27 protein-coding genes and 1 pseudogene are annotated in these 25,915 nt (G+C 72.4%); 15 read left to right on the top strand and 13 right to left on the bottom strand.

What is annotated here, in order from left to right; all coding sequences use genetic code 11:
* Positions 1-74 precede the first annotated feature (74 nt).
* Genes ACIHCM_RS08920 through ACIHCM_RS08910 form a run of 3 tightly spaced genes read left to right on the top strand, consistent with a single transcriptional unit; the run spans position 75 to position 5,918 of the window.
* The gene (locus ACIHCM_RS08920) at positions 75-881 is read left to right on the top strand and encodes an HlyD family efflux transporter periplasmic adaptor subunit (RefSeq protein WP_399891388.1); all 807 of its coding nucleotides are present in this window, start codon (positions 75-77) and stop codon (positions 879-881) included.
* Positions 878-3,100 (top strand): NHLP family bacteriocin export ABC transporter peptidase/permease/ATPase subunit, encoded by a 2,223-nt coding sequence (locus ACIHCM_RS08915; RefSeq protein WP_399891385.1) that lies wholly within the window; start codon positions 878-880, stop codon positions 3,098-3,100. Before ACIHCM_RS08920 ends, ACIHCM_RS08915 begins: the two co-directional genes overlap by 4 nt.
* Before the next feature lies 1 nt (position 3,101).
* Positions 3,102-5,918 carry an NHLP bacteriocin export ABC transporter permease/ATPase subunit gene (locus tag ACIHCM_RS08910; protein ID WP_399891382.1) on the top strand — a complete coding sequence of 939 codons (2,817 nt, stop codon included), beginning with the start codon at positions 3,102-3,104 and terminating at the stop codon, positions 5,916-5,918.
* Position 5,919: 1 nt separating this feature from the next.
* Here ACIHCM_RS08910 and ACIHCM_RS08905 read toward each other — a convergent pair whose 3' ends face one another.
* Positions 5,920-6,447, bottom strand: a complete 528-nt coding sequence (locus ACIHCM_RS08905) for an SRPBCC family protein (RefSeq protein WP_399891379.1) — start codon at positions 6,445-6,447, stop codon at positions 5,920-5,922.
* A 6-nt stretch (positions 6,448-6,453) separates the two neighbouring features.
* Positions 6,454-6,795 carry an ArsR/SmtB family transcription factor gene (locus ACIHCM_RS08900; RefSeq protein WP_399891377.1) on the bottom strand — a complete coding sequence of 114 codons (342 nt, stop codon included), beginning with the start codon at positions 6,793-6,795 and terminating at the stop codon, positions 6,454-6,456.
* A 191-nt stretch (positions 6,796-6,986) separates the two neighbouring features.
* On the opposite strand from ACIHCM_RS08900, the gene ACIHCM_RS08895 reads away from it, so the two are divergent.
* A complete protein-coding gene (locus ACIHCM_RS08895; protein ID WP_399891374.1) occupies positions 6,987-7,994 on the top strand; it encodes a Ppx/GppA family phosphatase in 1,008 nt (335 codons plus the stop codon).
* 460 nt (positions 7,995-8,454) lie between these two features.
* On the opposite strand, the pseudogene ACIHCM_RS08890 reads toward ACIHCM_RS08895, so the two are convergent.
* A pseudogene (locus ACIHCM_RS08890) lies at positions 8,455-8,697 on the bottom strand (flavodoxin family protein); the annotation flags it as partial.
* A gap of 54 nt (positions 8,698-8,751) precedes the next feature.
* Here ACIHCM_RS08890 and ACIHCM_RS08885 point away from each other — a divergent pair.
* Genes ACIHCM_RS08885 through ACIHCM_RS08875 form a run of 3 tightly spaced genes read left to right on the top strand, consistent with a single transcriptional unit; the run spans position 8,752 to position 10,651 of the window.
* Positions 8,752-9,783, top strand: a complete 1,032-nt coding sequence (locus ACIHCM_RS08885) for an iron-containing redox enzyme family protein (protein WP_399891371.1) — start codon at positions 8,752-8,754, stop codon at positions 9,781-9,783.
* 21 nt (positions 9,784-9,804) lie between these two features.
* Positions 9,805-10,458: a HemK2/MTQ2 family protein methyltransferase gene (locus tag ACIHCM_RS08880; RefSeq protein ID WP_399891368.1), complete on the top strand. Its 654-nt coding sequence runs from the start codon at positions 9,805-9,807 to the stop codon at positions 10,456-10,458.
* Positions 10,439-10,651: a CDGSH iron-sulfur domain-containing protein gene (locus ACIHCM_RS08875; protein ID WP_399891365.1), complete on the top strand. Its 213-nt coding sequence runs from the start codon at positions 10,439-10,441 to the stop codon at positions 10,649-10,651. Before ACIHCM_RS08880 ends, ACIHCM_RS08875 begins: the two co-directional genes overlap by 20 nt.
* A gap of 137 nt (positions 10,652-10,788) precedes the next feature.
* Here the strand turns inward: ACIHCM_RS08875 and ACIHCM_RS08870 are convergent, their stop codons facing one another.
* Positions 10,789-11,223, bottom strand: a complete 435-nt coding sequence (locus ACIHCM_RS08870) for a protease inhibitor (RefSeq protein ID WP_399891362.1) — start codon at positions 11,221-11,223, stop codon at positions 10,789-10,791.
* A gap of 326 nt (positions 11,224-11,549) precedes the next feature.
* Here ACIHCM_RS08870 and ACIHCM_RS08865 point away from each other — a divergent pair, with 326 nt between their 5' ends.
* The 3 genes from ACIHCM_RS08865 (at position 11,550) to ACIHCM_RS08855 (ending at position 14,168) form a co-directional block, all read left to right on the top strand.
* Entirely contained in the window at positions 11,550-12,104 is a 555-nt protein-coding gene (locus ACIHCM_RS08865; protein WP_399891359.1) for a hypothetical protein, read from the top strand.
* A 114-nt stretch (positions 12,105-12,218) separates the two neighbouring features.
* The gene (locus ACIHCM_RS08860) at positions 12,219-12,914 is read left to right on the top strand and encodes an alpha/beta fold hydrolase (protein WP_399891354.1); all 696 of its coding nucleotides are present in this window, start codon (positions 12,219-12,221) and stop codon (positions 12,912-12,914) included.
* Between the two features lie 84 nt (positions 12,915-12,998).
* Positions 12,999-14,168, top strand: coding sequence for a lactate 2-monooxygenase (locus ACIHCM_RS08855; RefSeq protein WP_399891351.1), 1,170 nt, complete (start codon positions 12,999-13,001; stop codon positions 14,166-14,168).
* A 33-nt stretch (positions 14,169-14,201) separates the two neighbouring features.
* Here the strand turns inward: ACIHCM_RS08855 and ACIHCM_RS08850 are convergent, their stop codons facing one another.
* The 3 genes from ACIHCM_RS08850 to ACIHCM_RS08840 form a co-directional block, all read right to left on the bottom strand.
* Positions 14,202-15,812 (bottom strand): RICIN domain-containing protein, encoded by a 1,611-nt coding sequence (locus ACIHCM_RS08850; protein WP_399891348.1) that lies wholly within the window; start codon positions 15,810-15,812, stop codon positions 14,202-14,204.
* A gap of 307 nt (positions 15,813-16,119) precedes the next feature.
* A complete protein-coding gene (locus ACIHCM_RS08845) occupies positions 16,120-16,497 on the bottom strand; it encodes a toxin Doc (RefSeq protein WP_399891345.1) in 378 nt (125 codons plus the stop codon).
* 3 nt (positions 16,498-16,500) lie between these two features.
* A complete protein-coding gene (locus ACIHCM_RS08840; protein ID WP_123996220.1) occupies positions 16,501-16,746 on the bottom strand; it encodes a hypothetical protein in 246 nt (81 codons plus the stop codon).
* A gap of 186 nt (positions 16,747-16,932) precedes the next feature.
* Between ACIHCM_RS08840 and ACIHCM_RS08835 the strand changes: the two genes are divergently transcribed.
* Both ACIHCM_RS08835 and ACIHCM_RS08830 read left to right on the top strand, forming a co-directional pair.
* The gene (locus ACIHCM_RS08835; RefSeq protein ID WP_399891342.1) at positions 16,933-18,237 is read left to right on the top strand and encodes an SLC13 family permease; all 1,305 of its coding nucleotides are present in this window, start codon (positions 16,933-16,935) and stop codon (positions 18,235-18,237) included.
* A 739-nt stretch (positions 18,238-18,976) separates the two neighbouring features.
* Positions 18,977-19,795, top strand: coding sequence for a phytanoyl-CoA dioxygenase family protein (locus tag ACIHCM_RS08830; protein ID WP_399891339.1), 819 nt, complete (start codon positions 18,977-18,979; stop codon positions 19,793-19,795).
* 3 nt (positions 19,796-19,798) lie between these two features.
* Here the strand turns inward: ACIHCM_RS08830 and ACIHCM_RS08825 are convergent, their stop codons facing one another.
* The 3 genes from ACIHCM_RS08825 to ACIHCM_RS08815 all read right to left on the bottom strand — a co-directional run bounded on the left by ACIHCM_RS08825 (position 19,799) and on the right by ACIHCM_RS08815 (position 22,113).
* Positions 19,799-20,767 (bottom strand): aldo/keto reductase, encoded by a 969-nt coding sequence (locus tag ACIHCM_RS08825; RefSeq protein ID WP_399891336.1) that lies wholly within the window; start codon positions 20,765-20,767, stop codon positions 19,799-19,801.
* 129 nt (positions 20,768-20,896) lie between these two features.
* Positions 20,897-21,373, bottom strand: coding sequence for a MarR family winged helix-turn-helix transcriptional regulator (locus ACIHCM_RS08820; protein WP_399891334.1), 477 nt, complete (start codon positions 21,371-21,373; stop codon positions 20,897-20,899).
* A gap of 179 nt (positions 21,374-21,552) precedes the next feature.
* On the bottom strand, positions 21,553-22,113 hold the full coding sequence (locus tag ACIHCM_RS08815; protein WP_399891331.1) for an NADPH-dependent FMN reductase: 561 nt from the start codon (positions 22,111-22,113) through the stop codon (positions 21,553-21,555).
* Positions 22,114-22,260: 147 nt separating this feature from the next.
* Here ACIHCM_RS08815 and ACIHCM_RS08810 point away from each other — a divergent pair, with 147 nt between their 5' ends.
* Positions 22,261-22,737, top strand: coding sequence for a MarR family winged helix-turn-helix transcriptional regulator (locus ACIHCM_RS08810; RefSeq protein WP_399891329.1), 477 nt, complete (start codon positions 22,261-22,263; stop codon positions 22,735-22,737).
* A 46-nt stretch (positions 22,738-22,783) separates the two neighbouring features.
* On the opposite strand, the gene ACIHCM_RS08805 is transcribed toward ACIHCM_RS08810, so the two are convergent.
* Both ACIHCM_RS08805 and ACIHCM_RS08800 read right to left on the bottom strand, forming a co-directional pair.
* Positions 22,784-23,302 carry a flavoprotein gene (locus tag ACIHCM_RS08805; protein ID WP_399891326.1) on the bottom strand — a complete coding sequence of 173 codons (519 nt, stop codon included), beginning with the start codon at positions 23,300-23,302 and terminating at the stop codon, positions 22,784-22,786.
* A gap of 9 nt (positions 23,303-23,311) precedes the next feature.
* Positions 23,312-23,770, bottom strand: coding sequence for a nuclear transport factor 2 family protein (locus ACIHCM_RS08800; RefSeq protein WP_399891323.1), 459 nt, complete (start codon positions 23,768-23,770; stop codon positions 23,312-23,314).
* Positions 23,771-23,871: 101 nt separating this feature from the next.
* Here ACIHCM_RS08800 and ACIHCM_RS08795 point away from each other — a divergent pair, with 101 nt between their 5' ends.
* Both ACIHCM_RS08795 and ACIHCM_RS08790 read left to right on the top strand, forming a co-directional pair.
* Positions 23,872-24,456 carry a TetR/AcrR family transcriptional regulator gene (locus ACIHCM_RS08795; protein ID WP_399891320.1) on the top strand — a complete coding sequence of 195 codons (585 nt, stop codon included), beginning with the start codon at positions 23,872-23,874 and terminating at the stop codon, positions 24,454-24,456.
* 26 nt (positions 24,457-24,482) lie between these two features.
* The gene (locus ACIHCM_RS08790; protein ID WP_399891317.1) at positions 24,483-25,361 is read left to right on the top strand and encodes a sigma-70 family RNA polymerase sigma factor; all 879 of its coding nucleotides are present in this window, start codon (positions 24,483-24,485) and stop codon (positions 25,359-25,361) included.
* On the opposite strand, the gene ACIHCM_RS08785 is transcribed toward ACIHCM_RS08790, so the two are convergent.
* Positions 25,348-25,794 carry a nuclear transport factor 2 family protein gene (locus tag ACIHCM_RS08785; protein WP_399891314.1) on the bottom strand — a complete coding sequence of 149 codons (447 nt, stop codon included), beginning with the start codon at positions 25,792-25,794 and terminating at the stop codon, positions 25,348-25,350. The two genes, ACIHCM_RS08790 and ACIHCM_RS08785, sit on opposite strands and share 14 nt — an antisense overlap.
* Positions 25,795-25,915 lie beyond the last annotated feature (121 nt).

The following is a 25,915-nucleotide window of genomic DNA, read 5'->3' as shown; positions in this document are numbered from 1 at the left end:
GAGTCCCGGAGCCGTTTCCCGGCTCCGGGACTCTTCGGATGCCGTCACACAGTCCACCCGGTGAGGGAAGATCCGTGCAGTTCCGCCAACAGGCCCTCGCCAAGCTCCAGTCGCCGGAGGAACTCGACCTTCCGGTGCGCCTCGCCCGCCCGCAGGGCTGGCTCGTGCTGTCGGTGACCGTGGTCGCGATGGCCGCCGCGTCCGTGTGGGCCGTGACCGGCTCGGTGACCTCCACCGTGAGCGCGCCCGCCGTCCTCACGCACGGCGAGGGCAGCTACATCCTGCAGAGCCCGGTCGCGGGCCAGGTCACCGCGATTTTCGCCGAGGAAGGCGAACGCCTTGCGGCCAACTCCCCCGTTCTGAAGGTCCGTACCGCCGAGGGCGAGACCGTGGTCCGCACGATCGCCGCCGGCCGCCTCACGGCGCTCGCCGCCACCATCGGCCAGATCATCCAGACCGGCGCCGACGTCGCCGCGGTGGAGAAGGTCGCCGACGCCGACGATCCGCTGTACGCCACGGTGTACGTGCCGGCCGAGAACGCCGGGTCCATCCCCGCGGACGCTGCCGTGGACCTGACCGTGCAGACGGTGCCCACCCAGGAGTACGGCGTCCTGCGCGGCCATGTGAAGTCCGTGGACCGCGCCCCGCAGTCGCCGCAGGAGATCGCCGCGTTCCTCGGCGACACCCAGCTCGGCGAGCAGTTCACCAAGGACGGCCGCCCGGTCGCCGTCCTGGTCCGCCTGGACAGGTCCTCCGGCACCAGGAGCGGCTACAAGTGGTCGTCCGCCGACGGACCGCCGTTCCCCCTCACCTCCATGACGATGGCCACGGGCTCGATCCGGCTGGCCGACCAGCGTCCCGTCGATTGGCTGCTCCCGTGACCACCGCCGCTCCGGAATCGAGAGGCCGGCGCCGGGCCGCCCCGCCCAGGCGCACCGTGCCCAAGGGCCGCCGCCGGACGGTCCGCACCCCCACGGTCCTGCAGATGGAGGCCGTCGAGTGCGGCGCCGCCTCCCTGGCGATGGTGCTCGGCCACTACGGCAAGCACGTCCCGCTGGAGGAGCTGCGCATCGCCTGCGGCGTCTCCCGCGACGGCTCACGCGCCAGCAATCTGCTCAAAGCGGCGCGCAGCTACGGCCTGACCGCCAAGGGCATGCAGATGGACCTGGCCGCCCTCGCCGAGGTGCAGGCCCCGGCCATCCTGTTCTGGGAGTTCAACCACTACGTCGTCTACGACGGCATCGGCCGCCGCTTCGGCCGCCGGGGCGTGTTCGTCAACGACCCCGGCAAGGGCCGTCGTTTCGTGCCCATCGAGGAGTTCGACAGCAGCTTCACCGGCGTCGTCCTCACCATGGAACCCGGCGAGGAGTTCGCCCGTGGCGGGCGCAGGCCGGGTGTCTGGGGAGCGATGCCGGCGCGGCTGCGCGGCACCGCCGGCACTCTGCCCGCCGCCGTGCTGGCGAGCCTGCTGCTGGTGGTGGTCGGCGCGGCGGTGCCGGCGCTCAGCCGGACCTACATCGACATGTTCCTGATCGGCGGGCAGACCTCGCTGCTGGACGTCCTGTTCGCGTCCATGGGCGCCTGTGTGCTGCTCACGCTGGTGCTGACCTGGCTGCAACAGGCCAACCTGCACCACGGCCGCATCATCTCCTCGACGCTGTCCAGCGCGCGCTTCCTGCGGCACCTGCTGCGGCTGCCGGTCACCTTCTTCTCCCAGCGCAGCCCCGCCGACCTGGTGCAGCGCCTGCAGTCCAACGACGCGGTGGCCGAGACGCTGGCCCGCGACCTGGCCGCGGCGGGCGTGGACGCGGTGGTCGTGGTGCTCTACGCGGTGCTCCTCTACACCTACGACCCGCAGCTCACCTTCGTCGGCATCGGCGTGGCGCTGCTGAACATCGTCGCCATGCGGGTCGTCATCCGGCTGCGCGCGACCCGCACGGCCAAGCTGCGCGCGGACAACGCCCGTCTCACCAACACGGCGTACACCGGCCTCCAGCTGATCGAGACCATGAAGGCGACCGGCGGCGAGGACGGCTACTTCCGCAAGTGGGCCGGTCAGCACGCCACCACCCTGGAGGAGCAGCAGCGGCTCGGCGTGCCGAGCGCCTGGCTCGGTGTGGTCGCGCCGACGCTCGCCACGCTCAACAGCGCGCTGATCCTGTGGATCGGCGGCATGCGGGCGATCGAGGGCGCCATCTCGGTCGGCCTGCTGGTCGCCTTCCAGGCGCTGGTCACGCGCTTCACCGCCCCGTTGACCCGGCTCAACGGCGTCGCGAGCCGCATCCAGGACTTCGCGGCCGACGTGGCCCGGCTGAAGGACGTGGAGAACTTCCGCACCGACCCGCTCTACGACCGCGCGGGCGGCGACTCCACGCGCAGGCTGCACGGTCATGTCGAACTGGAGAACATCACCTTCGGCTACAGCCCCCTCGACAAGCCGCTCCTGGCCGGCTTCGACCTGACGGTGGGACCGGGGCAGCAGGTCGCGCTCGTGGGCGGCTCGGGCAGCGGCAAGTCGACCGTCTCGCGGTTGATATCGGGCCTGTACACGCCGTGGGAGGGCGTGATCCGCATCGACGGGCAGCGTCTGGAGGACATCCCGCGCGGCGCGCTCGCGGCCTCCGTCTCCTTCGTCGACCAGGACGTGTTCCTGTTCGAGGGCTCGGTCCGGGACAACGTCGCGCTGTGGGATCCGTCCATCCCGGACGAGGCGGTGCTGGAGGCACTGAAGGACGCCGCGCTGCACGACGTCGTGCAGCGCCGCCCGGGCGGCATCCACAGCCGGGTGGAGCAGGACGGCCGCAACTTCTCCGGCGGCCAGCGCCAGCGTCTGGAGATCGCCCGGGCGTTGGTGCGCCGGCCCAGCATCCTGGTGCTGGACGAGGTGACCAGCGCCCTGGACGCGGAGACCGAGCAGGCCGTCATGGACAATCTGCGCCGGCGTGGCTGCGCCTGCGTGGTGATCGCACACCGGCTCAGCACCGTGCGGGACAGCGACGAGATCGTCGTCCTCCAGCACGGCACGATCGTGGAGCGCGGCCGGCACGAGGAGCTGGTGGCGCGCGGCGGCGCGTACGCGACGCTGGTCAGGGAGCGGTGACATGACGACCGTGCAGGGCGACGACTACGTCCTCGGTGCGCTCGGCCAGGTGGGTACGCCCATCGACTGCGCCGGGTTCAGCCGGCTGGACCTTCAGGGGCCGCAGGCGCTGTGGCTGGTCACGGCGGGCGCCCTGGACCTGTTCGCGGTGGACGCGGCGCAGCAGGGCCACTGGCACCACCTCGGCCGGCTGGAAGCGGGTTCGCTGCTGCTCGGCCCCGTCGCCGGCCCGCAGCACACGCTGATCGCCCGTCCGGTGCGCGACTGCGTGGTGCACCGCATCGGGCTGCGCGAGCTTTACCAGCCCGCGGTGACACAGACCTGGTCGTACGACGAGTACGGCAACCCGCAGTACGTCCCGCCGACGACGAGCCCGCTGGAGTACGCCCTCGCGCTCGGCGTCGGCCGGGGTCTGTCGATCCTCTTCCAGGCACCGACGGCCGGTGAGCGGGCCGCCGAGGTCACGGACGACGACGTGTTCTGGATGCAGGTGCCGCCCGGCAGCGTCCAGTACGGCTCGCTGTACGGCGCGGAGGCGGCGGGCGACCTGCTGATGGACCCGGCCCTGTGGCAGAGCATGGTCGACCAGCAGTACCGCCTGCTGACCACGCTGGACCGCTGGATCGAGCAGCTGGAGCGCACCCACGAGACGCGAACGGCCGCCGGGATCAAGGCAGGTGAGCAGGTACGCGCGCAGGCCGACCGGACGCTGCTCGCGTCGATCGGCAAGCCGTCGGCGCAGCGCACCACGGCCGCCGACGCCGACGCCACGTACGCCGCGTGCAAGCTGGCCGCCGCGGCGGCCGGGATCGCGCTGGCCGACCCCGGGCACGGCGGCACCGAGAGCGACCGGCTCGACCCGGTCGAGCGCATCGCCCTCGCCTCGCGGGTCCGTACCCGCGCGGTACGGCTGGACGGCAGCTGGTGGCGCGACAACGTGGGCCCGCTGGTGGGCCACCGGGCGCTGTCGGGGGCGCCGGTCGCGCTGCTGTGGCGGCGGGGCGGGTATGTCGCGGTGCATCCGGCGACCGGACGCGAGACGCCGATCGAGAAGGCCAACGCACCCGAGTTCGAACCGCGCGCGGTGATGTTCTACCGGCCGCTGCCCGAACGCCCGCTGGGGCCGCTCGGACTGCTGCGCTTCTGCATGCGGGGCACGCGCCGGGACGTGACCGGGCTGCTGCTCAGCGGGCTGGTGACGGTGGCGATCGGCGCGCTGGTGCCCATCGCGACCGGCAAGGTGCTCGGTGAGTTCGTGCCGAAGGCGCAGGCGGGGCTGATCGCACAGGTCTGCCTGGCGGTGATGGTCAGCAGTGTCGTCGCGGCCGCCTTCATGCTGCTGCAGAACATGACCATCCTGCGGCTGGAGGGCCGTATCGAGGCGACGCTGCAACCGGCCGTGTGGGACCGGCTGCTGCGGCTGCCGACGAAGTTCTTCACCGGCCGCTCCACGGGCGAGCTGGCCAGCGCGGCGATGGGCATCAGCGCGATCCGCCGCCTGCTCGCGGGAGTCGGGCCGACGGTCGCCCAGTCGGTCACCGTCGGGGCGATGAGCCTCGGGCTGCTGCTCTGGTACAGCGTTCCGATGACGCTGGCGGCCCTCGGCATGCTCGTCGTGATCGCCGGAATCTTCCTCGGCCTCGGGCTGTGGCAGGTGCGCTGGCAGCGCCGCCTGACGGTGCTCACCAACAAGCTGAACAACCAGGCCTTCCAGACCCTGCGCGGGCTGCCCAAGCTGCGGGTCGCGGCGGCCGAGAACTACGCCTACGCCGCCTGGGCGGGCGAGTTCGCGCGCAGCCGTGAGCTCCAGCAGCGCCTGGGCCGGATCAAGAACCTCACCACCGTGCTCGGCGCGGTCTATCTGCCGCTGTGCTCGCTGCTGATGTTCATGCTGCTCGCCGGGCCGGCACGGGGCTCGATGTCGGCGGCCGACTTCCTCGCCTTCAACACCTCGGTGACGATGCTGCTCACCTCGGTCACCCAGATCACCGGGGCGTTCGTGTCGCTGGTGGCCGCGCTGCCGCTGTACGAGCAGATCAAGCCGGTGCTGAGGGCGGCGCCCGAGGTGCGCACGGCCAGCACCCGGCCGGGCCCGCTCTCCGGGGCCGTGGAGGCGCGGCGGCTGTCGTTCCGCTACTCCGACGACGGGCCGCTGGTCCTCGACGACGTGTCGTTCGAGGTGCGGCCGGGCGAGTTCGTGGCGGTCGTCGGCCCCTCCGGCTGCGGCAAGTCGACGCTGCTGCGGCTGCTCATCGGTTTCGACAAGCCGGTCTCCGGCAGTGTCCTGTACGACGGTCAGGACCTGGCCGCGCTCGACCAGTCCGCCGTACGGCGCCAGTGCGGGGTGGTGCTCCAGCACGCGCAGCCGTTCACCGGCTCGATCCTGGACGTCATCTGCGGCACCGAGCCGTACACGCAGGAGGAGGCGATGGCGGCGGCCGAACTGGCGGGGCTCGCGGAGGACATCAAGCGGATGCCGATGGGACTGCACACGATCGTCGCGGGCAACGGGGCGATCTCGGGCGGTCAGCGCCAGCGCCTGATGATCGCTCAGGCGCTGATCCGCCGGCCGCGCATCCTCTTCTTCGACGAGGCGACCAGCGCCCTCGACAACGAGACGCAGCGCAAGGTCATCGAGAGCACCAAGGCCCTCAACGCCACCCGCGTCGTCATCGCCCACCGGCTCTCGACGGTGCTGGACGCCGACCGCGTCGTCGTGATGGAGGACGGCAAGATCGCCCAGCAGGGGCCGCCCGCGCAACTCCTCGCGGACACCGGCGGCCGGCTGCACGAGCTGGTGCGGCGGCAGCTGGCGTAGTTCAGTCCATGCCGGGGACGGGCGCGCCGGAGGGGACGCCCGCCTCGACGTACCCCTGGTAGATCTCCCGCCAGGGCGCCCCGGCACCGGCGTGCGGGCCCTCGAAACGCTCGCCGCGCGCCTTGGCGTCGAGCGCGGACAGACACACCTCCCACCCCGCGCCGTTGCGGGCGGCGGTGTCGGCGGCGACGAGGACGTTGGTGAGGGTGAAGCGGGTGCGCTCGTCCGCCAGGGCCTCCAGATCGAAGTGGACCTCGTCGCCACCCCACTCGAAGGACAGGTGCCGGGGCGGGTCGACGGCGATCACCTCACCGCTGGAGTCCTCCATGTGGGGGTCTGAGCTGAAGGTGATCCGGCCGCCGGGGCGCAGCTCGATCTCGGCTCGGGACGGGAACCACTCGGCGAGTTCGTCCGGGTCGGTGACGAAGTGCCAGACGCGGTCGACCGGGTGGTCGTAGGTGCGGCTGAAGCGGACCGCGGGGCGGCCGTCGTCCAAGGTCAGGTAGGTGCCGGTGAGGTCGGCGGGCATGGCGGATCAGTCCTTCGGTGGGGGTGGTGCGGTGGCGTCCGGCGTGGCGTCGAGCCGTCGGCCCAGGGCATCCAGGCTGCGGTTCCACAGCGCGCGGTACGGGGCCAGCCAGGCGTCGAGTTCGGCGATCGGGGTGGGGTCGAGGGCGTAGACACGGCGCTGCGCGTCCTGCCGTACCCGCACCAGGCCCGCCTCCCTCAGCACCTTCAGGTGCTTGGAGGTGCTCGGCTGACTCAGTCCGCACGCCTCCACGATCTCCCCGACGGGCCGCGGCCGCTCCAGGAGCAGCGCGACGATGACCCGCCGGTGTGGATCGGCGAGCGCGGTCCAGATCGCGGCGTCGGGCATGGGTCGAATATGCCTCTGAGGTTATATGCCTGTCAAGGAATGTACGACCCCGTCCCCGGCCTCGCGGCTTCCGTCCGAGCGGCCTGGAGGGCCTGCCCGGGACCGACTGCTCCGGCGTACTGGTGCACTTCGGGCGGCGCGCGGGTGGCGGGCACAGTTGGAGCGGGTCGCGACCGGGTACCCACCCCTCCATGCGAATCAGCGTGGTGGACGTGGGGTCGAGAACGGTCCGGCTGGTGGTGGTGGACGCGCAGGGCGGGGTCCCGCTGCCGGTTCACACCGCCAAGTGGCGGCTGCGGCTGTCGGAGCACGTCAAGACGGGGGAGGCGATCCCGGAAGAGGCCGTGGAACGGCTGGTGGAGGCGGTCGGCGAGGCGGGACGCACGTCGGCGCGGTGGGGTGCGGCGGGCCCGCTGGCCTTCGCCACGACGATCGTGCGCAGTGCCCCGAACCGTCTGGAGGTGCTGCGCACCGTCAGGGCCCGGACCGGGGTGGAGGTGTGCACGCTGCCCGGCGAGATGGAGGCCGAGCTGACCTTCCTCGCCGCGCGGCGCTGGATGGGGTGGCGGTCGGGGCCGCTGGCGCTGCTGGACATCGGCGGCGGGTCACTCGAAGTGGCCTTCGGGCGGGGGCGGCTGCCCGACTTCGTGGCCTCGCTCCCGCTGGGCGCGGGACGGCTCACCCATGAGTTCTTCGCGACGCAGGACCCTCCGTCACCGGACCAGGTGAAGGCGTTGCGCCGCAAGGTGCGGCACCAGCTGCGGGACGTCGGCGCGCGCATCCGCTGGGAGGGGCCGCGATCGGCGGTCGTCACCTCACGGACCTTCCAGCAGCTGGGCCGGCTGTGCGGTGCCCTGCCCGGGCGGGAAGGGCCCTTTGCCGAACGGCAGTTGAGACGCGCCGACCTCAAGGCGGCGACCACCCGCCTGGCCGCGCTGCCCGCCACCGAGCGGGCGCAACTGCCGGGCATCTCGTCGCCCCGCGCCGCGCAGAGCCTGGCCGGAGCGGTGATCGGGCACACGGCCATGAAGGTGACCGGGCTGAAGAGGGTCACGGTGTGCCCGTGGGCGATCCGCGACGGCGTGCTGCTGCGGCACATCGAGGAGGGCCCGGCCTGGTGGGCGGAGGCCTGCCGGGTCAGCGAGGGGACACCGCCGCCGGACCCGGTACCGCTGCGGATCGCGTCCGCCTCGTCCTGACGGTGACCCCGCACGGCAAGAAGCGCGAGCATCCCGAGGAGCACGGCGGGGCGGCCGGCGAGGAGGTCCTGCGCGAGATCCGCGACGCCGGGCACCGGACCGAGGACTCGGCAGGGGGGAACGCCGGCACCGCCGGGAAGCCGGCGAGGCGATCACCCCCGACGCGCGGGCTCAGCAGGAGTCCCAGGGGAGTGAGGGGGCGGGCCGGGGATCAGGCGCCGGGAGCCCGCCGGGTCGGCGACGTCGCACGGGGCCTCCCCAGGGCGTTCGGCCTGTCGGACACGGAACCCGAACCCGTGGGGCGAATGCCCGTCCGATCCGACGGGACGCGCCGACCCGTACGCGGACGGCATCCGACCCGCACGGACGGCAGGACGTGGGGCCCCGCAGACGAACGTCTGACCGACGCATCGCCGGCCGCCGCGCGCCCGTCGGGCCGGGTGACGGTGCGCGGTGTGCCTCACCCGGGGGGCGCGCCGAGCGGTCGGGTGGCCAGGGCGCGGGCCACTCCCGTCAGGTTGGCGGCCATCGCGCGGCCCGTGCGATGGGACCAGTCGTGGCCGCGTTCTTCGTCGAGGCAGTCGGGGCCGGGGCCCGGGCCGAGATGCCAGTAGGTCCAGGCCTGGCCCGGGATCGTGTGGCCGATGTCGGCGAGGGCGCCGGAGATCTCGCTGATGACGTGGTGGGCGCCGTCCTCGTTCCCGCCGGGTGCCACTCGGATGGGAGACCCGGCGCCACCTGGGGTACTCGGACCCGCATGACGCACGACCACCAGGAACCACGGCTGCCGTCCGCACGCGGCCCCCTGTCCGCCTCGGTCATCGGATACCTCCGGGGTGCGGGCCCACTGCCCGGCACGGAGGAGACCGCGGGCGCGGCCCCGTACGGCGACGACCTCCAGCTCGCGCTCTACCTCTGCTACGAGCTCCACTACCGCGGCTTCGCCGGCGTACCGGAGGACCTCGAGTGGGACCCCGGCCTGCTGGGCGCCCGTGCCGCGCTGGAGGGCCGCTTCCTGTCCGCCCTGCGCGCCGACACGCCGGTCCACGACAGCGTCGGCGACGCTCTGGCGGAGATCCTCGTCGAACCGGTCGACGCCACTGGAGTCAGCCACTTCCTGCGCGACGAGGGCGAGCTGTGGCAGGTGCGCGAGTACGCGGCCCAGCGTTCGCTCTACCACCTCAAGGAGGCCGACCCGCACGCCTGGGTGCTCCCCCGGCTGTGGGGCAGGGCGAAGGCGGGCATGGCGGCCGTGGAGTTCGACGAGTTCGGCGGCGGCCGCCCGGACCGGGTCCACGCCCTGCTGTTCGCGAACCTGATGACGGACCTGGGCCTGGACACGACCTATGGGCACTACCTCGACGCGGCCTGCGCCGAACTGCTCGCCACGGTGAACCTCATGTCCCTGTTCGGTCTGCACAGGTCACTCAGGGGCGCCCTGGTGGGCCACTTCGCCGCCGTGGAGATCACCTCGTCGCCGGGTTCCAGGCGGCTCGCCGACGCCATGCGGCGGACCGGGGCCGGCGCGGCCGCCGAGCACTTCTACGACGAGCACGTGGAGGCCGACGCGGTGCACGAGCAGGTGGTACGGCACGACGTCATCGGTGGCCTGCTGGCCGCGGAGCCGCACCTGGCGCGGGACGTCGCCTTCGGTATCGACGCGACCGGGTATGCCGAGGACCGCCTCGCGGAACGGCTGCTCACCGACTGGCGGGCCGGCAGGTCGTCACTGCGCGTACCCCTCGGAGGCGAGTCCTCCCACCAATCCGAAATCTCCCATATTTCTTGATTCCCGGGGTACCTGGTCGGCGTGAATCCACTGGTGCCACCCGGCGTGTACACGCCTCAGGAAGACACAGACCTGCTGGCCGAGGCCCTGTCCGAGGAACCGCTGCCACCGGGAGCGGAGCTGCTCGACGTGGGTACCGGCAGCGGGGCGCTGGCGCTGCAGGCGGCGCGGCATGGTCTGCGGGTCACGGCCGTCGACGTCTCACGGCGCGCGGTCTGGGCCGCCCGGATCAACGCCCGGCTGTCCGGACTGCGGGTCCGCATCCTGCGCGGCAACCTGTTCGACCCCGTACGTGACCAGACGTTCGACGTCATTCTGGCCAACCCGCCGTACGTGCCCGCCCCGGACGGAAATCCCGAGCCGCGCGGCACGGCCCGGGCATGGGACGCGGGCCACGACGGGCGGCTGGTCCTGGACCGGATCTGCCGGGAGGCACCGGCCCTGCTGCGCCCGGGCGGGGTCCTGCTGATCGTCCACTCGGCCCTCAGCGGACCCGAGCGGACCCTGACCCTGCTGCGTGCCGCCGGCCTGAAGGCGAGCATGACCCGCCGGCGCCGGATCGCCTTCGGCCCTGTGCTGCGGGAGAGACAAGGGTGGCTGCGCGAGCGGGGGCTGCTGTCCGCCACCGAGGACAAGGAAGAGCTGGTGGTCGTCCGTGCCGAACTCCCCGTCTGACGCCCCGCGCCGGATCGCCGTCCAGCGCCGCGGGCCGCTGCTGGTCGAAGGGCCCGTGGAGGTGGAGCTCGAGGACGGTACGACCGTCTCCTCCGACCGCTTCCGGGTGGCTCTGTGCACCTGCCGGCGCAGCCGTCGCTATCCGTGGTGCGATACCAGCCACCGGGACCGGACCCGGCAACCGGACGAATGATCCCAGGGGTCGGCGGGCGGCCCCACTCCGCCCGTCCGACCCCTGGGGCGAGACCCCAGGGCCCCCGCGACGACGGCCCGCACTCCCCAACTGCGGGTCATTCGCGGCATTCACGGGGGCCCGGCGATCCCGGTCCCTCAGAACGCGAAGACGCTCGTCCCGTACGAGTTCTTCACGCACTCGTTCGCGAAGGTGCGCTCATAGGAGACGTACTGGCCCTGCCAGACGCCGTCCACGCGGACGACCACGGGGTCGTACTCGCGGGTGCACCAGACTCCGGTCCTGGTCTCCAAGGCGTCGAAGTTCCCGTCGGCGCCGCGCAGTTCGGCGCAGGCCGCGACGGTGTTCGGGTGCGTCCCGGACGCCTTCGGGGCGCAGCTCAGCGTCACCGCACGTTCCGGGGTGACGGTGGCCGAGCTCTCTCCGTGGCCCGTGGTGAGCACCAGGGCGGACGGGGCGTAGAGCGAGGCCGGTTCGGCGGCGGGGCTGGCGTGCGCGGCTCCGGTCAGGGGTCCGCAGACGGCGGCGGCCGTGAGGCCGAGGGTCGCTGCCCAGCGCGCGGGGTTCCGCATTGTGTGCATCCTTCCGCTTGATTGCGTGTCGTGCCGGACTGGGCTGTTGGTTGGTGCCCGACCGGCGACCGCGAGTCTGCCGAGTCCGCCGCCGAAACACACGTCGACCCCATGCGTTTCAGTAACCTTGCGTATTGAAGCAGTGGCGTGAAGTCACGGAATTCGAACGTTACAACCCCCGGAAGCCGCTGTTCTTGATCACCCCGCGTGGCCGAATGGCTGGATTTCTGCGGTTTGTTAATCGGCCTGAAACATTCCGGATCCGCTCTGGGCGTAGTCCGTTTTGACCCCTTGTGTTCATGAGCAGGTCGAGTAATCGTCATTACATGATTACGGCAGAGCAGCAAGAGCAGCTACGCGGCTGGTTCGCAGGCCGGCTGCCGGACGGCCTCTTCGAGGAACTGACCGAGGTCACGGTCGACCGCGAGGAGATCACCGTGATCGGCCGCATCCCCACCCCGCGGATGACCGAGGACGCCTCGGCGGGCGAGCGGGAAGCGGCCGCGCAGAGCCGGATCGACGAGTTCCGCGAACGCACACGGGAGGATCGGATCGCGGTGGCCCGGGAGGCCGAGCACCGGTTCCGCCGGAAGGTGTCCTGGGGGGTGGAGTGCGGCGGGCAGCGAGCGCTGTTCACCCACGTCGCCGCGCCGGTCATGACCCGGCTGCGGCAGCCGGAACGCCAGCTCCTGGACACCCTGATCGCCGGCGGCGTCGCCCGCAGCCGCAGCGACGCGCTCGCCTGGTGCGTACGCCTGGTCCAGCGCCACACCGACGACTGGCTGACGGAACTGCGGGACTCCCTCGAACACGTCCAGCGGGTACGCGCGCAGGGGCCCGACGCCGAGCCCCCGCAGGAGCCCACCGGCGAAGGCGAGTGATCGGCGGCGGTGCCGGAACCCTCCCTGCCGGCCGCCGGCGTGGACATCGCCTTGCCGGGCGCGCGGCGCAGGCGCCCGTGCCCGATCGCCGGTCCCGCGCGCTACGTTGCCGCCATGACCGAATTCGTGCTTGTGGCAGGTGCGTGGCTGGGCGCGTGGGCGTGGGACGAGGTGGCGACGGAGCTGGACGGGGCCGGGCACGGGGTGCATCCGCTGACCCTGTCCGGGCTCGCGGAGCGGAAGGACGTGCCGGCCGGGCAGCCGACGCACGTGCGGGACATCGTCGACGAGGTCGAACGCCTGGACCTGCGGGACGTCGTGCTGGTCGGGCACAGCTACGCCGGGATCCCGGTCGGACAGGCCGCCGAGCGGATCGGCGACCGGCTGGCCCGGATGGTGTTCGTGGACGCCGCCGTTCCCGTCGACGGGGAGTCGTTCCTGTCGGCGTGGCCGAGCGACCACGTGCGCGCGGCGATCGAGAAGAACGGCGGCTTCTGGCCTCCCTTCACCGCCGAGGACTACGCGGGCCAGGACCTGACGGACGACCAGATAGCCCGGATCATGCGGGACTCGACCCCGCACCCCGGTGCGACGCTCACCGAACCGGCGGTCCTGTCCCGCTCACTGGGCGACCTGCCGGCGACGTACGTCAAGTGCCTGCTGGACGGGGAGGAGCCGATGGGCGCCGCGCGCGACCTGCTCGCGGGTGAGCGCTGGGACCTCGTGCGGATGGACACCGGGCACTGGCCGATGTTCTCCCGGCCGCGCGAACTGGCCGCGATTCTGCGCCGGTCGGTCGGCGGGGAGTGAGACGTACCGCTGGACGGACCTGCGCCTACTCGCCAGTATCGTCGGGACGACGCGGCTCGACGGCGAGAGGGCGGGGACCTGGCGATGGCGAAGCACTGGGCCGACTTCCAGTACGAGATCTATCTGAACGGTATGACGGGAGCCGTGCCCCGGCTGCCGACCGATCTGACCCGTCTTGAGGAACTCACCGAGCAGCGGCTCGGTCCCGGACCCGTCGGCTATGTCGCGGGCAGCGCCGGGGACGGCAGCACCGCCCGTGCCAACCTGGCGGCGCTCGCGCGGCGCCGGATCGTGCCGCGGATGCTGCGGGACGTGCATGAGCGGGACCTGTCGGTCGAGCTGCTGGGCCGCACGCTGCCCGCGCCGGTGGCGCTGGCGCCGGTCGGGGTGCTGTCGATCATGCATCCGGACGCGGAGTGCGCCGCCGCCCGGGCGGCGGCCGCCCAGGGGGTGCCGTACGTGCTCTCCTCGGCGTCCAGCACGCCCCTCGAGCAGGTCGCGGAGGCGATGGGAGACGCCGAGCGGTGGTTCCAGCTGTACTGGGCCAAGGACCGCGAGGTGACCAGGAGTTTCCTGGACCGTGCGAAGGCGGCCGGATTCAGCGTCCTGGTCGTCACGCTGGACACACCGCTGCTCGCCTGGCGGCCGCGCGACCTGGACCAGGCGTATCTGCCGTTCCTGCACGGTGTCGGCACCGCCAACTACTTCTCCGACCCGGCGTTCCGGGCGGGGCTCGCCAAGCCCGTGCACGAGGACCCGAACGCGGCGGTGATGCACTTCGTCGGCATGTTCGCCGACCCCGCCAAGACGTGGCCGGACCTGAGGTTCCTGCGGGAGAACTGGGACGGCCCCCTCGTCCTCAAGGGCGTCCTGCACCCGGACGACGCCCGGCAGGCCGTGGACGCGGGGATGGACGGTGTGGTGGTGTCCAACCACGGCGGTCGCCAGGTGGCCGGTTCCGTGGCGGCGGCCGACGCGCTGCCCGGTGTGGTGGCGGCGGCCGGCGACCGGCTTACGGTGCTGTTCGACAGCGGGGTGCGCACCGGGGACGACGTCTTCAAGGCCCTGGCCCTCGGCGCCCGGGCAGTCCTGGTCGGGCGACCGTACGTCTACGGTCTCGCCCTCGACGGCCAGGCGGGCGTGGAGCACGTGATCCGCTGTCTGCTCGCCGAACTCGACCTGACACTCGCCCTGTCAGGACACGCCACCCCCGCGACCGTCGGCCCGGCCGACCTCGTGGAGGGGCCCGCCTGACCGCCGCCGCCCGCCGGTTGCCGCCGGACAGGCCTAGGATCCGTTCCCGAGCCCTGCCTGCCGCGCCGACGGGTCGACCGTCTCCGCGACCGACAGCGAGCCCGCACCGGCCGGCTGCGGGTCGGTCAGCCACCGCTGGTCCTCGGAACCGTCACGCACCTTGACCACGATGTCGGCCCCCGGGTCCCCGGTGGTGACGGAGAGCGCGAGCTGCTCGTCCCAGCGGGGCAGCAACTCGCCCTGCACCGTGAGGTCGTAGCGCACGTCGTCGGCCCGCTCGTCCTGCTCCCCGGCGCACGCGCCGAGGATGACGACACCGGCGTCCGCGTGCGAGTCCAGGCACAAGGCGGGGTCGGCCACGCTGCGCAACTGCCCGTCCGCCTCGTACGTCCATTGCTGGGTCGGCTCCGACGAGCACGCCTCCAGTGCCGCCCCGGCGGCCTCCCGCGCCTCGCCTCGGATGTCGAGGCAGAGGTCGCTGGCCGCGTTGCGCAGCCGGGTCTGCCGGGGCGCGTTCGGGAGCTGGGCGGTGCCGGGGGCCGTGGGCTGGGCCTGGGTGCCGGTGCCGGGCGCGGATCCGGTGCCTTCGGTGGCGCCGGCGGAGGCCGTGGGGTCGGTGTCGCCGTCGTAGGACGACAGGCTGGTGGCCAGGAGGGTGCCGAGCAGGGCCGCGGAGGCGACGCCCGCGCCGGTGCGCAGCGCCCGGGACGAACGCCCGGTCATGGTGGGGAAGCGGGCCAGGATGCCGTGGCGCCCCACGCGGCGGGCACGGGCCCGGCGGGCCGCGGCACGGGTACGCGGAAGGTGCTGGCCGCGGCCGGGCCGGGAGTCGAGGTAGCGGCGGCTGCCCCAGCCGAGCACGGCCTCGGCGAGCAGGACGCCCAGCCCGCCTTCGAAATGGCTGAGCTGTTCGGCGGCGTCACGGCAGTGCCGGCACTCCACGAGATGCTGCTGGACATCCGGCAGCAGGGCACCGCCACGGCGGATCGGGACATCGAGCAGGCGGTTGTAGTAGCGGCAGTCCTGGGACGGCGCGAGTTCCTGATGGGCCCGTACACAGCCCTCACGGAATTTGTCCCGGGCCTGTTCGAGGACGGCCGACGCGGTGTCGGTATCCATGCCGAGCAGACCGGCGGGGAAGGTGATCGGCTCCGCCTCGACCTCGGAGTGCCACAGCAGAGTGCGGGCCGCTCCGGGAAGGCCCTGGAATGCGCGTTCGGCCAGCTTGCGGTTTTCCGGCGTCATGGACTTGGCGGCGCGCATACCACGTCCCCCGGCCGGTTTCTGCAACTCCGGCAGTGCGCCCGCTATTCGCTCCTGCGCCGACCAGATCCGGACGATGTCCCGCACGGTCACCAGCAGTCGTGGCCGCAGCGCCTCTCCCGGCTCGCCCAGGGTGAGGCGGTCGAGGACCTGGTGGCAGGCGGCCGAGGTGACCATGGACGCGATGCTCGCCGAGGAGGCGAGGCAGATCACCGCGTAGTCGTGCGCCGACTGCCAGTGGCGGGCGATCAGCAGCGCCGTGGAGTGGGCGACTTCGACGTCCGGGACGCCGGTCAGCCGGGCGGCGAGGGCGGCGTCGGATTCGGCCGGATCACCGCCGGCCGGCGGGTAAGGCGGACGAGGCGGGTGGGGGGTGGGCACTGAGCGGATTCCTTCCCACGCAAGGTGACACAGGAGTTCTGTCCGTCAAAAAGGGAGGCCCAGTTGGTGCGTACCTTTTTCACGGGGTGCGAGGGGCGTGAATTGTGCGCGTGCGCCCGGCCATTACCCCCCGCCGGGGGGTTCACCTTTGCACAGCTCGCTCTCGACCAACAAGGCGGTTGGGCAACATCCGCACCACTGACAGAAAGTAAAATTCGGCGGCATCTCTTGAACCTGGCTCGCCATTAGCTATTTCGAGCGCCCCGTGTGAAACTCCTGCACGCGAACCCTTCCGCAGGCACGCGTGTCAGATCTGCCAGGAACGCAGCCGGTCCGCCGCCCCGTACACATCCGTCCTGCCGTCGATCAGGTCCCGGGCGAGGTCCACCAGGGCGCCGTACGGCGGGTCGATACCGACGCCGCTGACGAACATGTAGGCCACGGCGGTCGCACAGGCGAAGCGGGCGTTGGCCGACGGCAGCGGCTTGAGCAGGGCGAGGGTGTGCAGCAGGGCCGCGGCCCGCCAGGCGGGATCGGAGTTCACACCGAGGCGGGGCGGATCCACACGGTGCCGGGCGACGGCGGCGACGAGGGCGGAGAAGTCGTTGATCGCCGGCTGCTCCGGCAGGACCTCCTCGTGCCGCTGGAGCAGCCACGGCACGTCGATGTGCAGGACAGGTGCCATCGGTCAGGCGACCCGTCCCTCGCCGGCCGCGGGCGGCTCGTCGTCGGGGAAGGCTGCCGCGAACTCGTCCGCGTGGGTGGCGAAGAACCGGCGGAAGGCCTCGGCGCCCTCCTGCAGTGCCCGGTGCCGGGCTATGTCGGCCGCCGCCGCCTCACGCACGAGGGCCTTCATCGACGTACCGCGCTCCTTGGCGATCTGCCGCAGGTCCTCCAGCTCACGATCACTGAACTCCACGTTGAGGGCTGGCATGAGTTCACGGTACCGCCCAGGTACTTACTCGTAAATACCACCAGTTCAGAGGGGTCAAGACACGGTACCGGACGAACAGGAGGCGCTCAGAATGCGGGAGAAGTGGGTCACATTGCGCACGTGGTGGCGGCGCGAGGTGGTGCGGGCCGGTGCCAGGCCGTCTCACCGGACTCTTACCCTCAGCTGGTGCCATGGACCGGCATCAGCTGCTCGACACCGCCCGAGGATCCCGCTCTGTTCTCCCCGTTCGCCGAAATCCTTTCCGTGGTCCTGCTCGCCGCCGTGCTGGGGTGGGCCGTACGTCGCCCGTTCCGGCTGCCGGAGGCGGTGGTCGCCGTACCGGCGGCCGGGCTGGCGGTGGTGACAGGGGCGATCTCACCGGCCCACGCACTCGAGGAGATCGAGCGGCTCGCGCCCGTGGTGGGTTTTCTCGCCGCGGTCCTGGTGCTCGCGCACTTCTGCGACGTGGAGGGCCTCTTCCGGGCCTGCGGGGCCTGGCTGGCGCGCGGTGCGGCCGGACGGCCCGGGCGGTTGCTGACGGCGGTGTTCGGGCTGGCCTCGGTGGTAACGGCCGTCCTCAGCCTCGACGCGACGGTGGTGCTGCTGACGCCGGTGGTCCTGGCCACCGCCGCCGGGTCGGGCGTCCGGGCCCGGCCGCACCTCTACGCCTGCGCGCATCTGTCGAACACCGCGTCGCTGCTGCTGCCCGTCTCCAATCTGACCAACCTGCTGGCGTTCGCCGCCAGCGGGCTGAGCTTCACCCGGTTCGCCGCGCTGATGGCGCTGCCCTGGCTGGCCGCGATCAGCGCCGAGTACCTCCTTTTCCGCCGGTTCTTCGCCCGCGACCTGGCCCTGGCACCCGCGGCCGAGGAGGCCGTGAAGACGCCCGAACGCCCGATTTTCGCGCTGGTCACCGTGGCCTGCACGCTGGCCGGGTTCGTCGTGGCGTCCGCGCTGGGGCTGGAGCCGGCCTGGGCAGCCGCGGCGGGCGCGCTGGTCCTCGCGGCCCGTGCCTGCCTACGAGGGCATGCGACGCCACTCACGGCGGTGCGGGCCTCGGCGCCCGCGTTCCTGGCGTTCGTGCTCGCCCTCGGCGTGGTGGTGCGGGCGGTGGTCGACAACGGCCTCGCCGGTGCGCTCGGGCACGCGCTGCCCGACGGATCGGGGCTGCCGGCCCTGCTCGGCATCGCCGCACTGGCCGCCGTCCTGGCCAACCTGATCAACAACCTGCCCGCGGTACTGGTCCTGCTGCCGCTGGCCGCCCCGTCCGGGGCCGGGGCGGTGCTGGCGGTGCTGCTCGGCGTGAACATCGGCCCGAACCTCACCTACGCGGGGTCGCTGGCGACCCTGCTGTGGCGGCGCATCGTGCAGCGGCACGGGCACCCCGTCGACGTACGGGAGTTCACCCGGCTCGGGCTGCTCACCGTGCCGTCGGCGCTGCTCGCCGCGGTGGCGGCGCTGTGGGTGTCACTCCAGGTCGTAGGGGTGTGAAACCACGGGCGCCGCGGCGTGGGGCGCGGGAGCCGGCGGTGTGAGACGCGGGAGCGCCTGGCGCCGGCCGCCCGGGGGCGAGCACCGCCCGGCGTAACCCGAGTGGCCCAGCCCCAGCTCACCGGCGCGCGGCCCGGTACCGGCCGGAAGGGGTGCCGAACCCTCGGGGCGGGCAAAGCCGCAGGCCGCGGCCATGCCTGGCACGGGCAGGCCGGTGCCCTCCAGCAGCCCGGCGGCGTGCCGGAGGCGGTCCTCGCGCAGGCTGCGCAGGGGCGACTCCCCCACATGCCGGCTGAACAGTGGGCGAGCCGCGAGGGGGCAGCGCGACCGCCTCCGCCAGTGAGGGCACGGGTGGGCGCCGCACCCGGGTCGGCGGCGATCAACGCCTGAGCGCGGCGCACCCGGGCGTCAGCCCCCCGGCGGCGGCGCGCGTGGCGGCGGCCCCATGAGCGGCCCGACCTCCGCCACACGCGTCCAGCCGGCGTCGGCGAGCATCCATGACCGGGTTCGCGAACGTCGCGGCCGTCCTGCTGCTCCACCGGGCGTCCGCGCCGTCTGGCCGATCGACGGTGCAGCCCGGAGACTGGTCGAAGTGGCCGATCACCACCAGGCCGGGCGGCGGGGACGACGCACCGGGCAAGGCAGCCTCGGGCAAGTCGTCAGCGCGCAGGGGATGCTCCCCGGTCACGTTCCGGTCTGCCGTGGTGTACCGGGGACACCTTCACCGAGGAGTGGACGCATGACAGCCACGGACATCGGAGCCGCCGGCCGTCCCATCCTGACCCAGGAGGGGCTCGCACAGTTCCAGGAGGACGGGTTCACGGTGCTGCGCGGGCTGTTCGGGCCCGGCGAGATCGACGGCCTGTGTGCGCAGTTCACGGCGCTGCACGCGGGCGGTCCGGTGCCGGGCCACTTCCAGCCACGGGACGGTGACGACCCGCTCGCCGCCTACCCGAGGGTCATGCACCCGCACGAGATCAACGACCTGGCACTGCGGTTCCTGCTGGACGCGCGGCTGCGCGCGGTGCTGGAGGTGCTGCTCGGCGAGGAGGCGCTGGCCGCGCAGAGCATGTTCTATTTCAAGCCGCCGGGCGCCCGGGGGCAGGCGCTGCACCAGGACAACTTCTATCTGCGGGTCGAGCCGGGCACGTGCGTGGCGGCGTGGGTGGCCTGCGATGTGATCGACCGGGTCAACGGCGGTCTGGAGGTCGTGCCGGGCACCCACCTCATGGACATCTTCTGCCCGGAGGAGGCGGACGAGGCGGTGTCGTTCGCGCGGGAGTACGTGCCGCCGCCGCCCGGGCTCACGCCCGTGCCGGTCGACATGCGGCCGGGTGACGTCCTGTTCTTCAACGGCAGCCTGGTGCACGGCTCCGGGCCGAACCGCGCCACCGACCGATTCCGCCGCTCGTTCATCGGCCACTATGTGGGCCGCTCCACCGAACGCATCGGCGGCCACTACCGGACCCTGACGATGCACGGCGACCGGGTGCCGCTGCCCGAGAGCGAGGGGGCGGGCCCGTGCGGCACGGAGTTCGCACCGCCGGGCCCGCACTGAGCCTCAGTGCCCCGAGACGGGGTGCGGAGTGTAGGGCTGCTCCAGCTCCTCGATCTCCTTGTCCGTGAGCTCCAGTTCGACGGCGGCCACCGCGTCGTCGATGTGGTGCGGCTTGGCGGCACCGATGATCGGGGCGGTCACCGTGTCCTGGTGCAGCAGCCAGGCGAGGGCGACCTGGGCGCGCGGCACGCCGCGGTCGTTCGCGATCCGCGTGACGGCCTCGACGATCGTGCGGTCGCCCTCCGGGTAGAGGCGGCTGCCGAAGTCGTCGTTCGCGCTGCGCTCGGTGGTGGTGCCCCAGTCCCGGGTGAGACGGCCGCGGGCGAGCGGGCTCCACGGCAGGACGCCGGCGCCCTGGTCCGCGCAGAGCGGCAGCATCTCGCGCTCCTCCTCGCGGTAGAGGAGGTTGTAGTGGTTCTGCATGGACACGAACCGGGTCCAGCCGTGCAGCCGGGCCGTGTACTGGGCCTTGGAGAACTGCCAGGCGTACATCGAACTCGCCCCGATGTAGCGCACCTTGCCCGCCTTGACCAGGTCGTGCAGCGCCTCCATCGTCTCCTCGATCGGCGTCTGCGGATCCCAGCGGTGGATCTGGTAGAGGTCCACGTAGTCGGTGCCGAGGCGCCCGAGGCTGTGGTCGATCTCGGTCATGATGGCCTTGCGGGAGAGGCCGCCGCCGTTGGGACCGGGCCGCATCCGGCCGTGCACCTTCGTCGCCAGCACGATCTCGTCCCGGCGGGCGAAGTCCCTCAGCGCCTTGCCGACGATCTCCTCGCTGGTGCCGTCCGAGTAGACGTTCGCGGTGTCGAAGAAGGTGATCCCGGCCTCCAGCGCCTGCCGGATCAGCGGGCGTGACGCCTCCTCGTCGAGGGTCCACTCGTGCGCGCCCCGGCCGGGGAGACCGTAGGTCATGCAGCCCAGACAGATCCGCGAGACGTCCAGGCCCGTCGAACCGAGCTTCACGTACTGCATCGTTGCTGCTCCTGCCGTCGGAAGGGGGCTCCGGGGCGAGCGTACGTCTTCGCGCGCACTCCAACCGGACCCCGGTCACCGCCGGCCTTGCGACCGGGATCCGGGGCGGCAGCGGCGTGCCCGCTCCGGTCAGGTGGCGATGTTGCGCATCGCCGCCGCGAGCTTGCCGAGGTCCAGGTCCGCCAAGTGATCGAGGAAATGGCGCCGCACGGAGGCCAGGTTGGTCGGGTAGGCCTCCTCCAGCCGCGCGAAGCCCGCGTCGGTGAGGATGGCGTTCCAGCCGCGGGCGTCCTGTTCCGACCTGACCCGCCGGATGAGCCCCTGGTTCTCCAGCCGGCTCGCGAGCCGTGTCATGCCGCTCAGCGACATCTCGCAGACCTCGGCGAGGTCGCCCATGCGCAGCTGACGGTCGGGGGCCTCGGAGAGGTTCACCAGAGTCAGGTACTCGGTGAGGGAGAGCCGCTGCTCCCTGATCATGTCGGCGTCGATGGCGCGTGGCAGGGAGTAGACGACGCGGCTGAGCGACCGTACGACGGCCTCCTCGTCCGGGGTGAGAGGTCGCAGCCCCCGCTCAGTGGGTTCCGGCTGCCGTGCGGCGCGTGACATGGCTTCATATTACTTGCCCGGCGAAGGACCTGACCGGGGTGCCGCACAACGGTGGGCGGCACCCCGGTGGACACCGCGGTGGCGCCACCCCGTGCGGGAGGCATCATGGTGCCGGTCCAGCACGAGGCGGGGCATGCCCTTCGCGGGACGGCCTCAGGCGGCGGGGTACCCCGGCGGCGTCACGCGGCGCGCAGCGGGGCGAGGGCCTGGCTCCAGGCCAGCACCTGGTCCAGCGTGGTGTTCAGCGCCTCCACCTGGAAGTCGCCGGGCTTGAACTCGCTGAAGTTCTCGAAGTCGTTGAACAGCGACAGCGCCACCTGCGAACGCACGTCGGCCATCTGGAGCTCGCCCGCGACCAGGCGCAGGTGCTCCACCGCGCGGGCGCCGCCCAGGGAGCCGTAGCTGACGAACCCGACGGCCTTGTTGTTCCACTCGGCGTAGAGGAAGTCGATCGCGTTCTTCAGCACTCCGGACGTCGAGTGGTTGTACTCGGGCGTCACGATGATGAATCCGTCGAAGGAGTCGATCTTGCGCGCCCACTCCTGCGTGTGCGGCTGGGCGTACTGGCCCAGCGAGGGCGGGAGCATCTCGTCGAGGTGCGGAAGCTTGTAGTCCAGCAGGTCGACCAGCTCGAACTCCGCGTCGGTGCGCTGCGAGGCGATGTCGCGGACCCAGTGGGCCACGGCCTCGCCGTTGCGTCCGGGGCGGGTGCTGCCGAGGATGATTCCGATCCTGATCATTCCAAACCCTCCATAAAGGCACTCCCGGCTCAGGTCCGGGAAATATTTGCTTCGACAAGCAACCTAAGACGCGTATGATTGCTTCGTCAAGTAACTGCTTTCGAGGGGTCCGGTCGGCCCGCATCCGCGACCGCGAGGGGTGGGGCGATGTCTTCCGCGGCGCCGGAACCGGCACCAGCCGCCGTGCCGACGCGGCCGCTCACCGCGCAGGAGGAGGCCGTCGTCCGGGCCCTCACCCATCTCATCCACGCGCTGCCGCGCGCCATCGACGGCGACATGGTCCGTGAGCGGCGGCTGACCCTCACGGAGTACCTGACGCTGATGCACCTGTCCGAGGCGCCGGACCGCCGGCTGCGCATGGGCGACCTCGCCGACGTCTGCGACATGTCACTCAGCGGCACGACCCGGGTGGTGCACCGGCTGGAGAGCGAGGGGTTCGTCCGGCGGGTGCGGTGCGGCGAGGACGGCCGCGGCCGGCACGCCGCCCTCACCGCCTCCGGACTCGCCCGGCTCGAATCAGCCTGGCCGGCCCATCTGGCCGCCGTCCGCCGCCACTTGCTCGACCACCTGGCAGGCCTGGACCTCAGGGCGCTGGCCGCCGCGTTCCGGAACATCGCGACCTGAGCACCGCGCGACGGCCACGACGACCCGCCTTCAGGGACGTGGGGCCTTATCGATCGAGCAGGTCCAGCGCGCGCTCCCACCGGAACGCGTGGTGGCTCTCCTCGCCGGAGCAGGGGTCGCCGAAGCGGACGCCCATCCCGCGCAGGCGTATCAGACTGTCGTTGTAGGCGGGATGGGCGGCCAGCGCGTCGGCGACGCAGGGCAGGGCCGCGACGGGGACGCCCAGGCCGTACGCCTCGCAGAGGGTGGCGACCGCGAGGGTGTCGGCCAGGCCGGCCGCCCATTTGTTGACGGTGTTGAAGGTGGCGGGCGCCACCACCACGGCGTCCGGAGGCGGGAAGGGGCGCGCATCACCCGGCGTGCGCCAGGCGGAGCGGACCGGACGGCGGGTCTGCGCCTCGACGGCGGCGACGTCGAAGAAGCCGCCCCTCGCGACCGGCGTCGCGATGACGCCCACCTCCCAGCCCCGTCGCTGCGCGGCGGCGATCAGCTCGCCCACGCCCGCGGCGACCGCGGCGGCGCAGACGACGACGTAGAGGAAAGGCTTCCCGTCCTGTTCGGTCATCCGGGAACCCTACTCAAGCGGGAACGACGACCCGCTCTCGGCCTCGGACCGCGGGCCGTGGATACGGCGCGCGCTCTCCTCGATGGGTACGTCGTTGATGCCGGCCTCCCGCCGGGCCATCAGTCCGTCCTCGTCGAATTCCCACAGTTCGTTGCCGTACGACCGCCACCACTGGCCGTCGGCGTCCCGGCACTCGTACTGGAAGCGGACCGCGATGCGGTTGCCGTCGAACGCCCACAGGTCCTTGCGCAGCGCGTACTCCTGCTCGCGCTCCCACTTGGCGGTGAGGAACTCGACGATCCCGGCACGGCCGGTGACGAACGTGCCGCGGTTGCGCCAGACCGAGTCCTCGCAGTAGGCGAGCGCGACCTTCCGCGGGTCGCGGGTGTTCCAGGCGTCCTCGGCTGCCCGCACCTTCTGTGCGGCGGTCTCACGGGTGAAGGGCGGCACGGGCGGGCGGGCGTTCATGGGCTCTCCTCGGTCGTCGGACACGACGGAGAACGAGCGTTCTCCCTCCGGCTGGTACGGTAGGAGAACGCTCGTTCTCGCGTCAAGGAAGTGGTCACCTCATGGACAGCGCCGTCGCCCGGGAGCGGGCCCTGGACGCCGCGGAGCAGTTGTTCTACGGGCGGGGCGTGCAGTCCGTCGGCATGGACGACGTGCGCGGTGCCTCGGGAGTCTCGCTCAAACGCCTCTACCAGCTGTTCCCGGCGAAGGAGCAGCTGGTCGTCGCGTATCTCGAGCGGCGGGACATGCGCTGGCGCGGCAGGCTCGAAGAGTACGTGGGCGGCCGTGCGGAGCCACGCGAGCGGATCCTCGCGGTCTTCGACTGGCTGGCGGAGTGGTTCGGCGAGGAGGACTTCCGCGGCTGCGCCTGGATCAACGCGTACGGCGAACTGGGCGCCGTCTCCGGCCGCGTGGCCGAGCAGGTGCGGGCGCACAAGCAGGCCTTCCACGAGTACGTCGGCGCTCTGGTGGCCGGCGCCGGGCTGCCCGCCGCGCTCACCGGGCCGCTGGTCCTGCTGGCGGAGGGTGCCATGGTCACGGCCGGGATCACGGGGAGCGCGGAGCCCGCCGCGCAGGCACGCGAGGGGGCACTGCTGCTGCTGACGGCCGATGTCACCTCGGCCGGGGCTGTTTCGTCGCAGGAGTGACGCAACGGGCCGGAGAGAGGTGACGCATGGGCGCCCAGGAGAGGCTGGCGGCGCGGTTCGAGGCGGAGCGCGGGCGGCTGCGGGCGGTCGCGTTCCGGATGCTGGGCTCGCGCGACGAGGCGGACGACGCCGTCCAGGAGGCCTGGCTGAGGCTCAGCCGCACCGACGGCGACGGCATCGGCAACCTGGCGGCCTGGCTGACCACCGTGGTGTCCCGGATCTGCCTGGACATGCTGCGGACGCGCACCGCGCGGCGCGAGGAGCCGTACGGCCCGGAACTGGACGGCGACGGGAACGTGCCCGAGGACGAGGCGGTGCTGATCGACTCGGTGGGGCTGGCGCTGCTGGTGGTGCTGGACGCACTGGGGCCGGCCGAGCGGGTCGCATTCGTGCTGCACGACCTGTTCGCCGTGCCCTTCGAGGACGTCGCCCGCGTCGTCGGCCGTTCGCAGCCGGCGGCCAAGAAGCTGGCCAGCCGGGCCCGGCACAAGGTGCGGGGTACACCGGCGCTGCCCGCGGCCGAGCTGGAGCGGCACCGGCGGGTCGTCGAGGCGTTCCTGACCGCCGCGCGGGGCGGTGACATCGGCGCGCTCCTCGACGTACTGGCGCCGGACGTCGTCCGCCGGGCCGACCCCGCCGTGCTCCCGCCCGGAGTGGCTTCGCAACTGCGGGGCGCCCGCGCGGTGGCCGAGGGCACGGTGCGGTTGCGCGAGCGGTCACGGCATGCGGCCACGGTCCTCGTCGACGGGCGTGTCGGCGTCGTCGTGGCCCCGCGCGGGCGGCCGCTGTTCGTCCTGACGGTCACCGTCGAGGGCGACCGCATCGGCTCCTACGAGGTCGTCGCGGACCCGGCACGGCTGCGGCGGCTGCGACTGGCCCTGCTCGGCGGCCTCAGCTCGCACTGAAGGCGCGGGCCACCGACAGGCTGTCCTCGTAGACGTGGTGCCGGACGATCAGGCCGCCCTCGACCGTGAGGTGCAGAGCGAAGCGTGCGCGGTAGGCGCGTCCCGTGGGCAGGGCCGTCTGGCGGATCTCGCCGAGTACGACGGCGTCGGCGCCGTCCACCAGGACGCGTTCGACCGTGGTGTCCGCGGCGCCGGGGACATGGTGGGCGGCCAACTCCCGGTAGTGGGCGGCGGCGGCGTTCGTTCCGCGCTGTGTGATCCACGGCGTGGAGGCGCGGCCGTGCTCGTCGTCCGGCCAGCTCAGCTTCCAGTCGGCGTGCGCGGCGTACAGCTCGGCGATGTGCTCCGGGGCGCCGCCCTGGCCGATCCTGCGCAGCAGTTCGTCGATCACTGCGCGGGTGGTCGTGGCGCTCCCGCCCGGGGTGACGGTCATGGGGTGCTCTCCTTCGTCGGCGGCCGGTGGGCCCGCTCCCGACTCTGCCGCGTGCGGGGGGCCGGCGCGATTACCCACCAGGTAATGACGGGTGCCGGGAGCCGGGAGTGTCGCAGGGGTG

Origin of the sequence: Streptomyces sp. NPDC052023 (assembly GCF_044548465.1) — a bacterium.
Lineage (GTDB): Bacteria > Actinomycetota > Actinomycetes > Streptomycetales > Streptomycetaceae > Streptomyces.
The sequence above is the reverse complement of the archived record's forward strand: the minus strand, read 5'-3'. Positions and strand labels throughout refer to the sequence as shown.

What these genes read in the sequence shown, in the direction of transcription:
- ACIHCM_RS08910 (WP_399891382.1), top strand. Translation starts at nt 3,102, where the DNA reads ATGACGACCGTGCAGGGCGACGACTACGTCCTCGGTGCGCTCGGCCAG.
- ACIHCM_RS08905 (WP_399891379.1), bottom strand. Translation starts at nt 6,447, where the DNA reads ATGCCCGCCGACCTCACCGGCACCTACCTGACCTTGGACGACGGCCGC.
- ACIHCM_RS08900 (WP_399891377.1), bottom strand. Translation starts at nt 6,795, where the DNA reads ATGCCCGACGCCGCGATCTGGACCGCGCTCGCCGATCCACACCGGCGG.
- ACIHCM_RS08895 (WP_399891374.1), top strand. Translation starts at nt 6,987, where the DNA reads ATGCGAATCAGCGTGGTGGACGTGGGGTCGAGAACGGTCCGGCTGGTG.
- ACIHCM_RS08885 (WP_399891371.1), top strand. Translation starts at nt 8,752, where the DNA reads ATGACGCACGACCACCAGGAACCACGGCTGCCGTCCGCACGCGGCCCC.
- ACIHCM_RS08870 (WP_399891362.1), bottom strand. Translation starts at nt 11,223, where the DNA reads ATGCGGAACCCCGCGCGCTGGGCAGCGACCCTCGGCCTCACGGCCGCC.
- ACIHCM_RS08865 (WP_399891359.1), top strand. Translation starts at nt 11,550, where the DNA reads ATGATTACGGCAGAGCAGCAAGAGCAGCTACGCGGCTGGTTCGCAGGC.
- ACIHCM_RS08860 (WP_399891354.1), top strand. Translation starts at nt 12,219, where the DNA reads ATGACCGAATTCGTGCTTGTGGCAGGTGCGTGGCTGGGCGCGTGGGCG.
- ACIHCM_RS08855 (WP_399891351.1), top strand. Translation starts at nt 12,999, where the DNA reads ATGGCGAAGCACTGGGCCGACTTCCAGTACGAGATCTATCTGAACGGT.
- ACIHCM_RS08845 (WP_399891345.1), bottom strand. Translation starts at nt 16,497, where the DNA reads ATGGCACCTGTCCTGCACATCGACGTGCCGTGGCTGCTCCAGCGGCAC.
- ACIHCM_RS08840 (WP_123996220.1), bottom strand. Translation starts at nt 16,746, where the DNA reads ATGCCAGCCCTCAACGTGGAGTTCAGTGATCGTGAGCTGGAGGACCTG.
- ACIHCM_RS08830 (WP_399891339.1), top strand. Translation starts at nt 18,977, where the DNA reads ATGACAGCCACGGACATCGGAGCCGCCGGCCGTCCCATCCTGACCCAG.
- ACIHCM_RS08825 (WP_399891336.1), bottom strand. Translation starts at nt 20,767, where the DNA reads ATGCAGTACGTGAAGCTCGGTTCGACGGGCCTGGACGTCTCGCGGATC.
- ACIHCM_RS08820 (WP_399891334.1), bottom strand. Translation starts at nt 21,373, where the DNA reads ATGTCACGCGCCGCACGGCAGCCGGAACCCACTGAGCGGGGGCTGCGA.
- ACIHCM_RS08815 (WP_399891331.1), bottom strand. Translation starts at nt 22,113, where the DNA reads ATGATCAGGATCGGAATCATCCTCGGCAGCACCCGCCCCGGACGCAAC.
- ACIHCM_RS08810 (WP_399891329.1), top strand. Translation starts at nt 22,261, where the DNA reads ATGTCTTCCGCGGCGCCGGAACCGGCACCAGCCGCCGTGCCGACGCGG.
- ACIHCM_RS08805 (WP_399891326.1), bottom strand. Translation starts at nt 23,302, where the DNA reads ATGACCGAACAGGACGGGAAGCCTTTCCTCTACGTCGTCGTCTGCGCC.
- ACIHCM_RS08800 (WP_399891323.1), bottom strand. Translation starts at nt 23,770, where the DNA reads ATGAACGCCCGCCCGCCCGTGCCGCCCTTCACCCGTGAGACCGCCGCA.
- ACIHCM_RS08795 (WP_399891320.1), top strand. Translation starts at nt 23,872, where the DNA reads ATGGACAGCGCCGTCGCCCGGGAGCGGGCCCTGGACGCCGCGGAGCAG.
- ACIHCM_RS08790 (WP_399891317.1), top strand. Translation starts at nt 24,483, where the DNA reads ATGGGCGCCCAGGAGAGGCTGGCGGCGCGGTTCGAGGCGGAGCGCGGG.
- ACIHCM_RS08785 (WP_399891314.1), bottom strand. Translation starts at nt 25,794, where the DNA reads ATGACCGTCACCCCGGGCGGGAGCGCCACGACCACCCGCGCAGTGATC.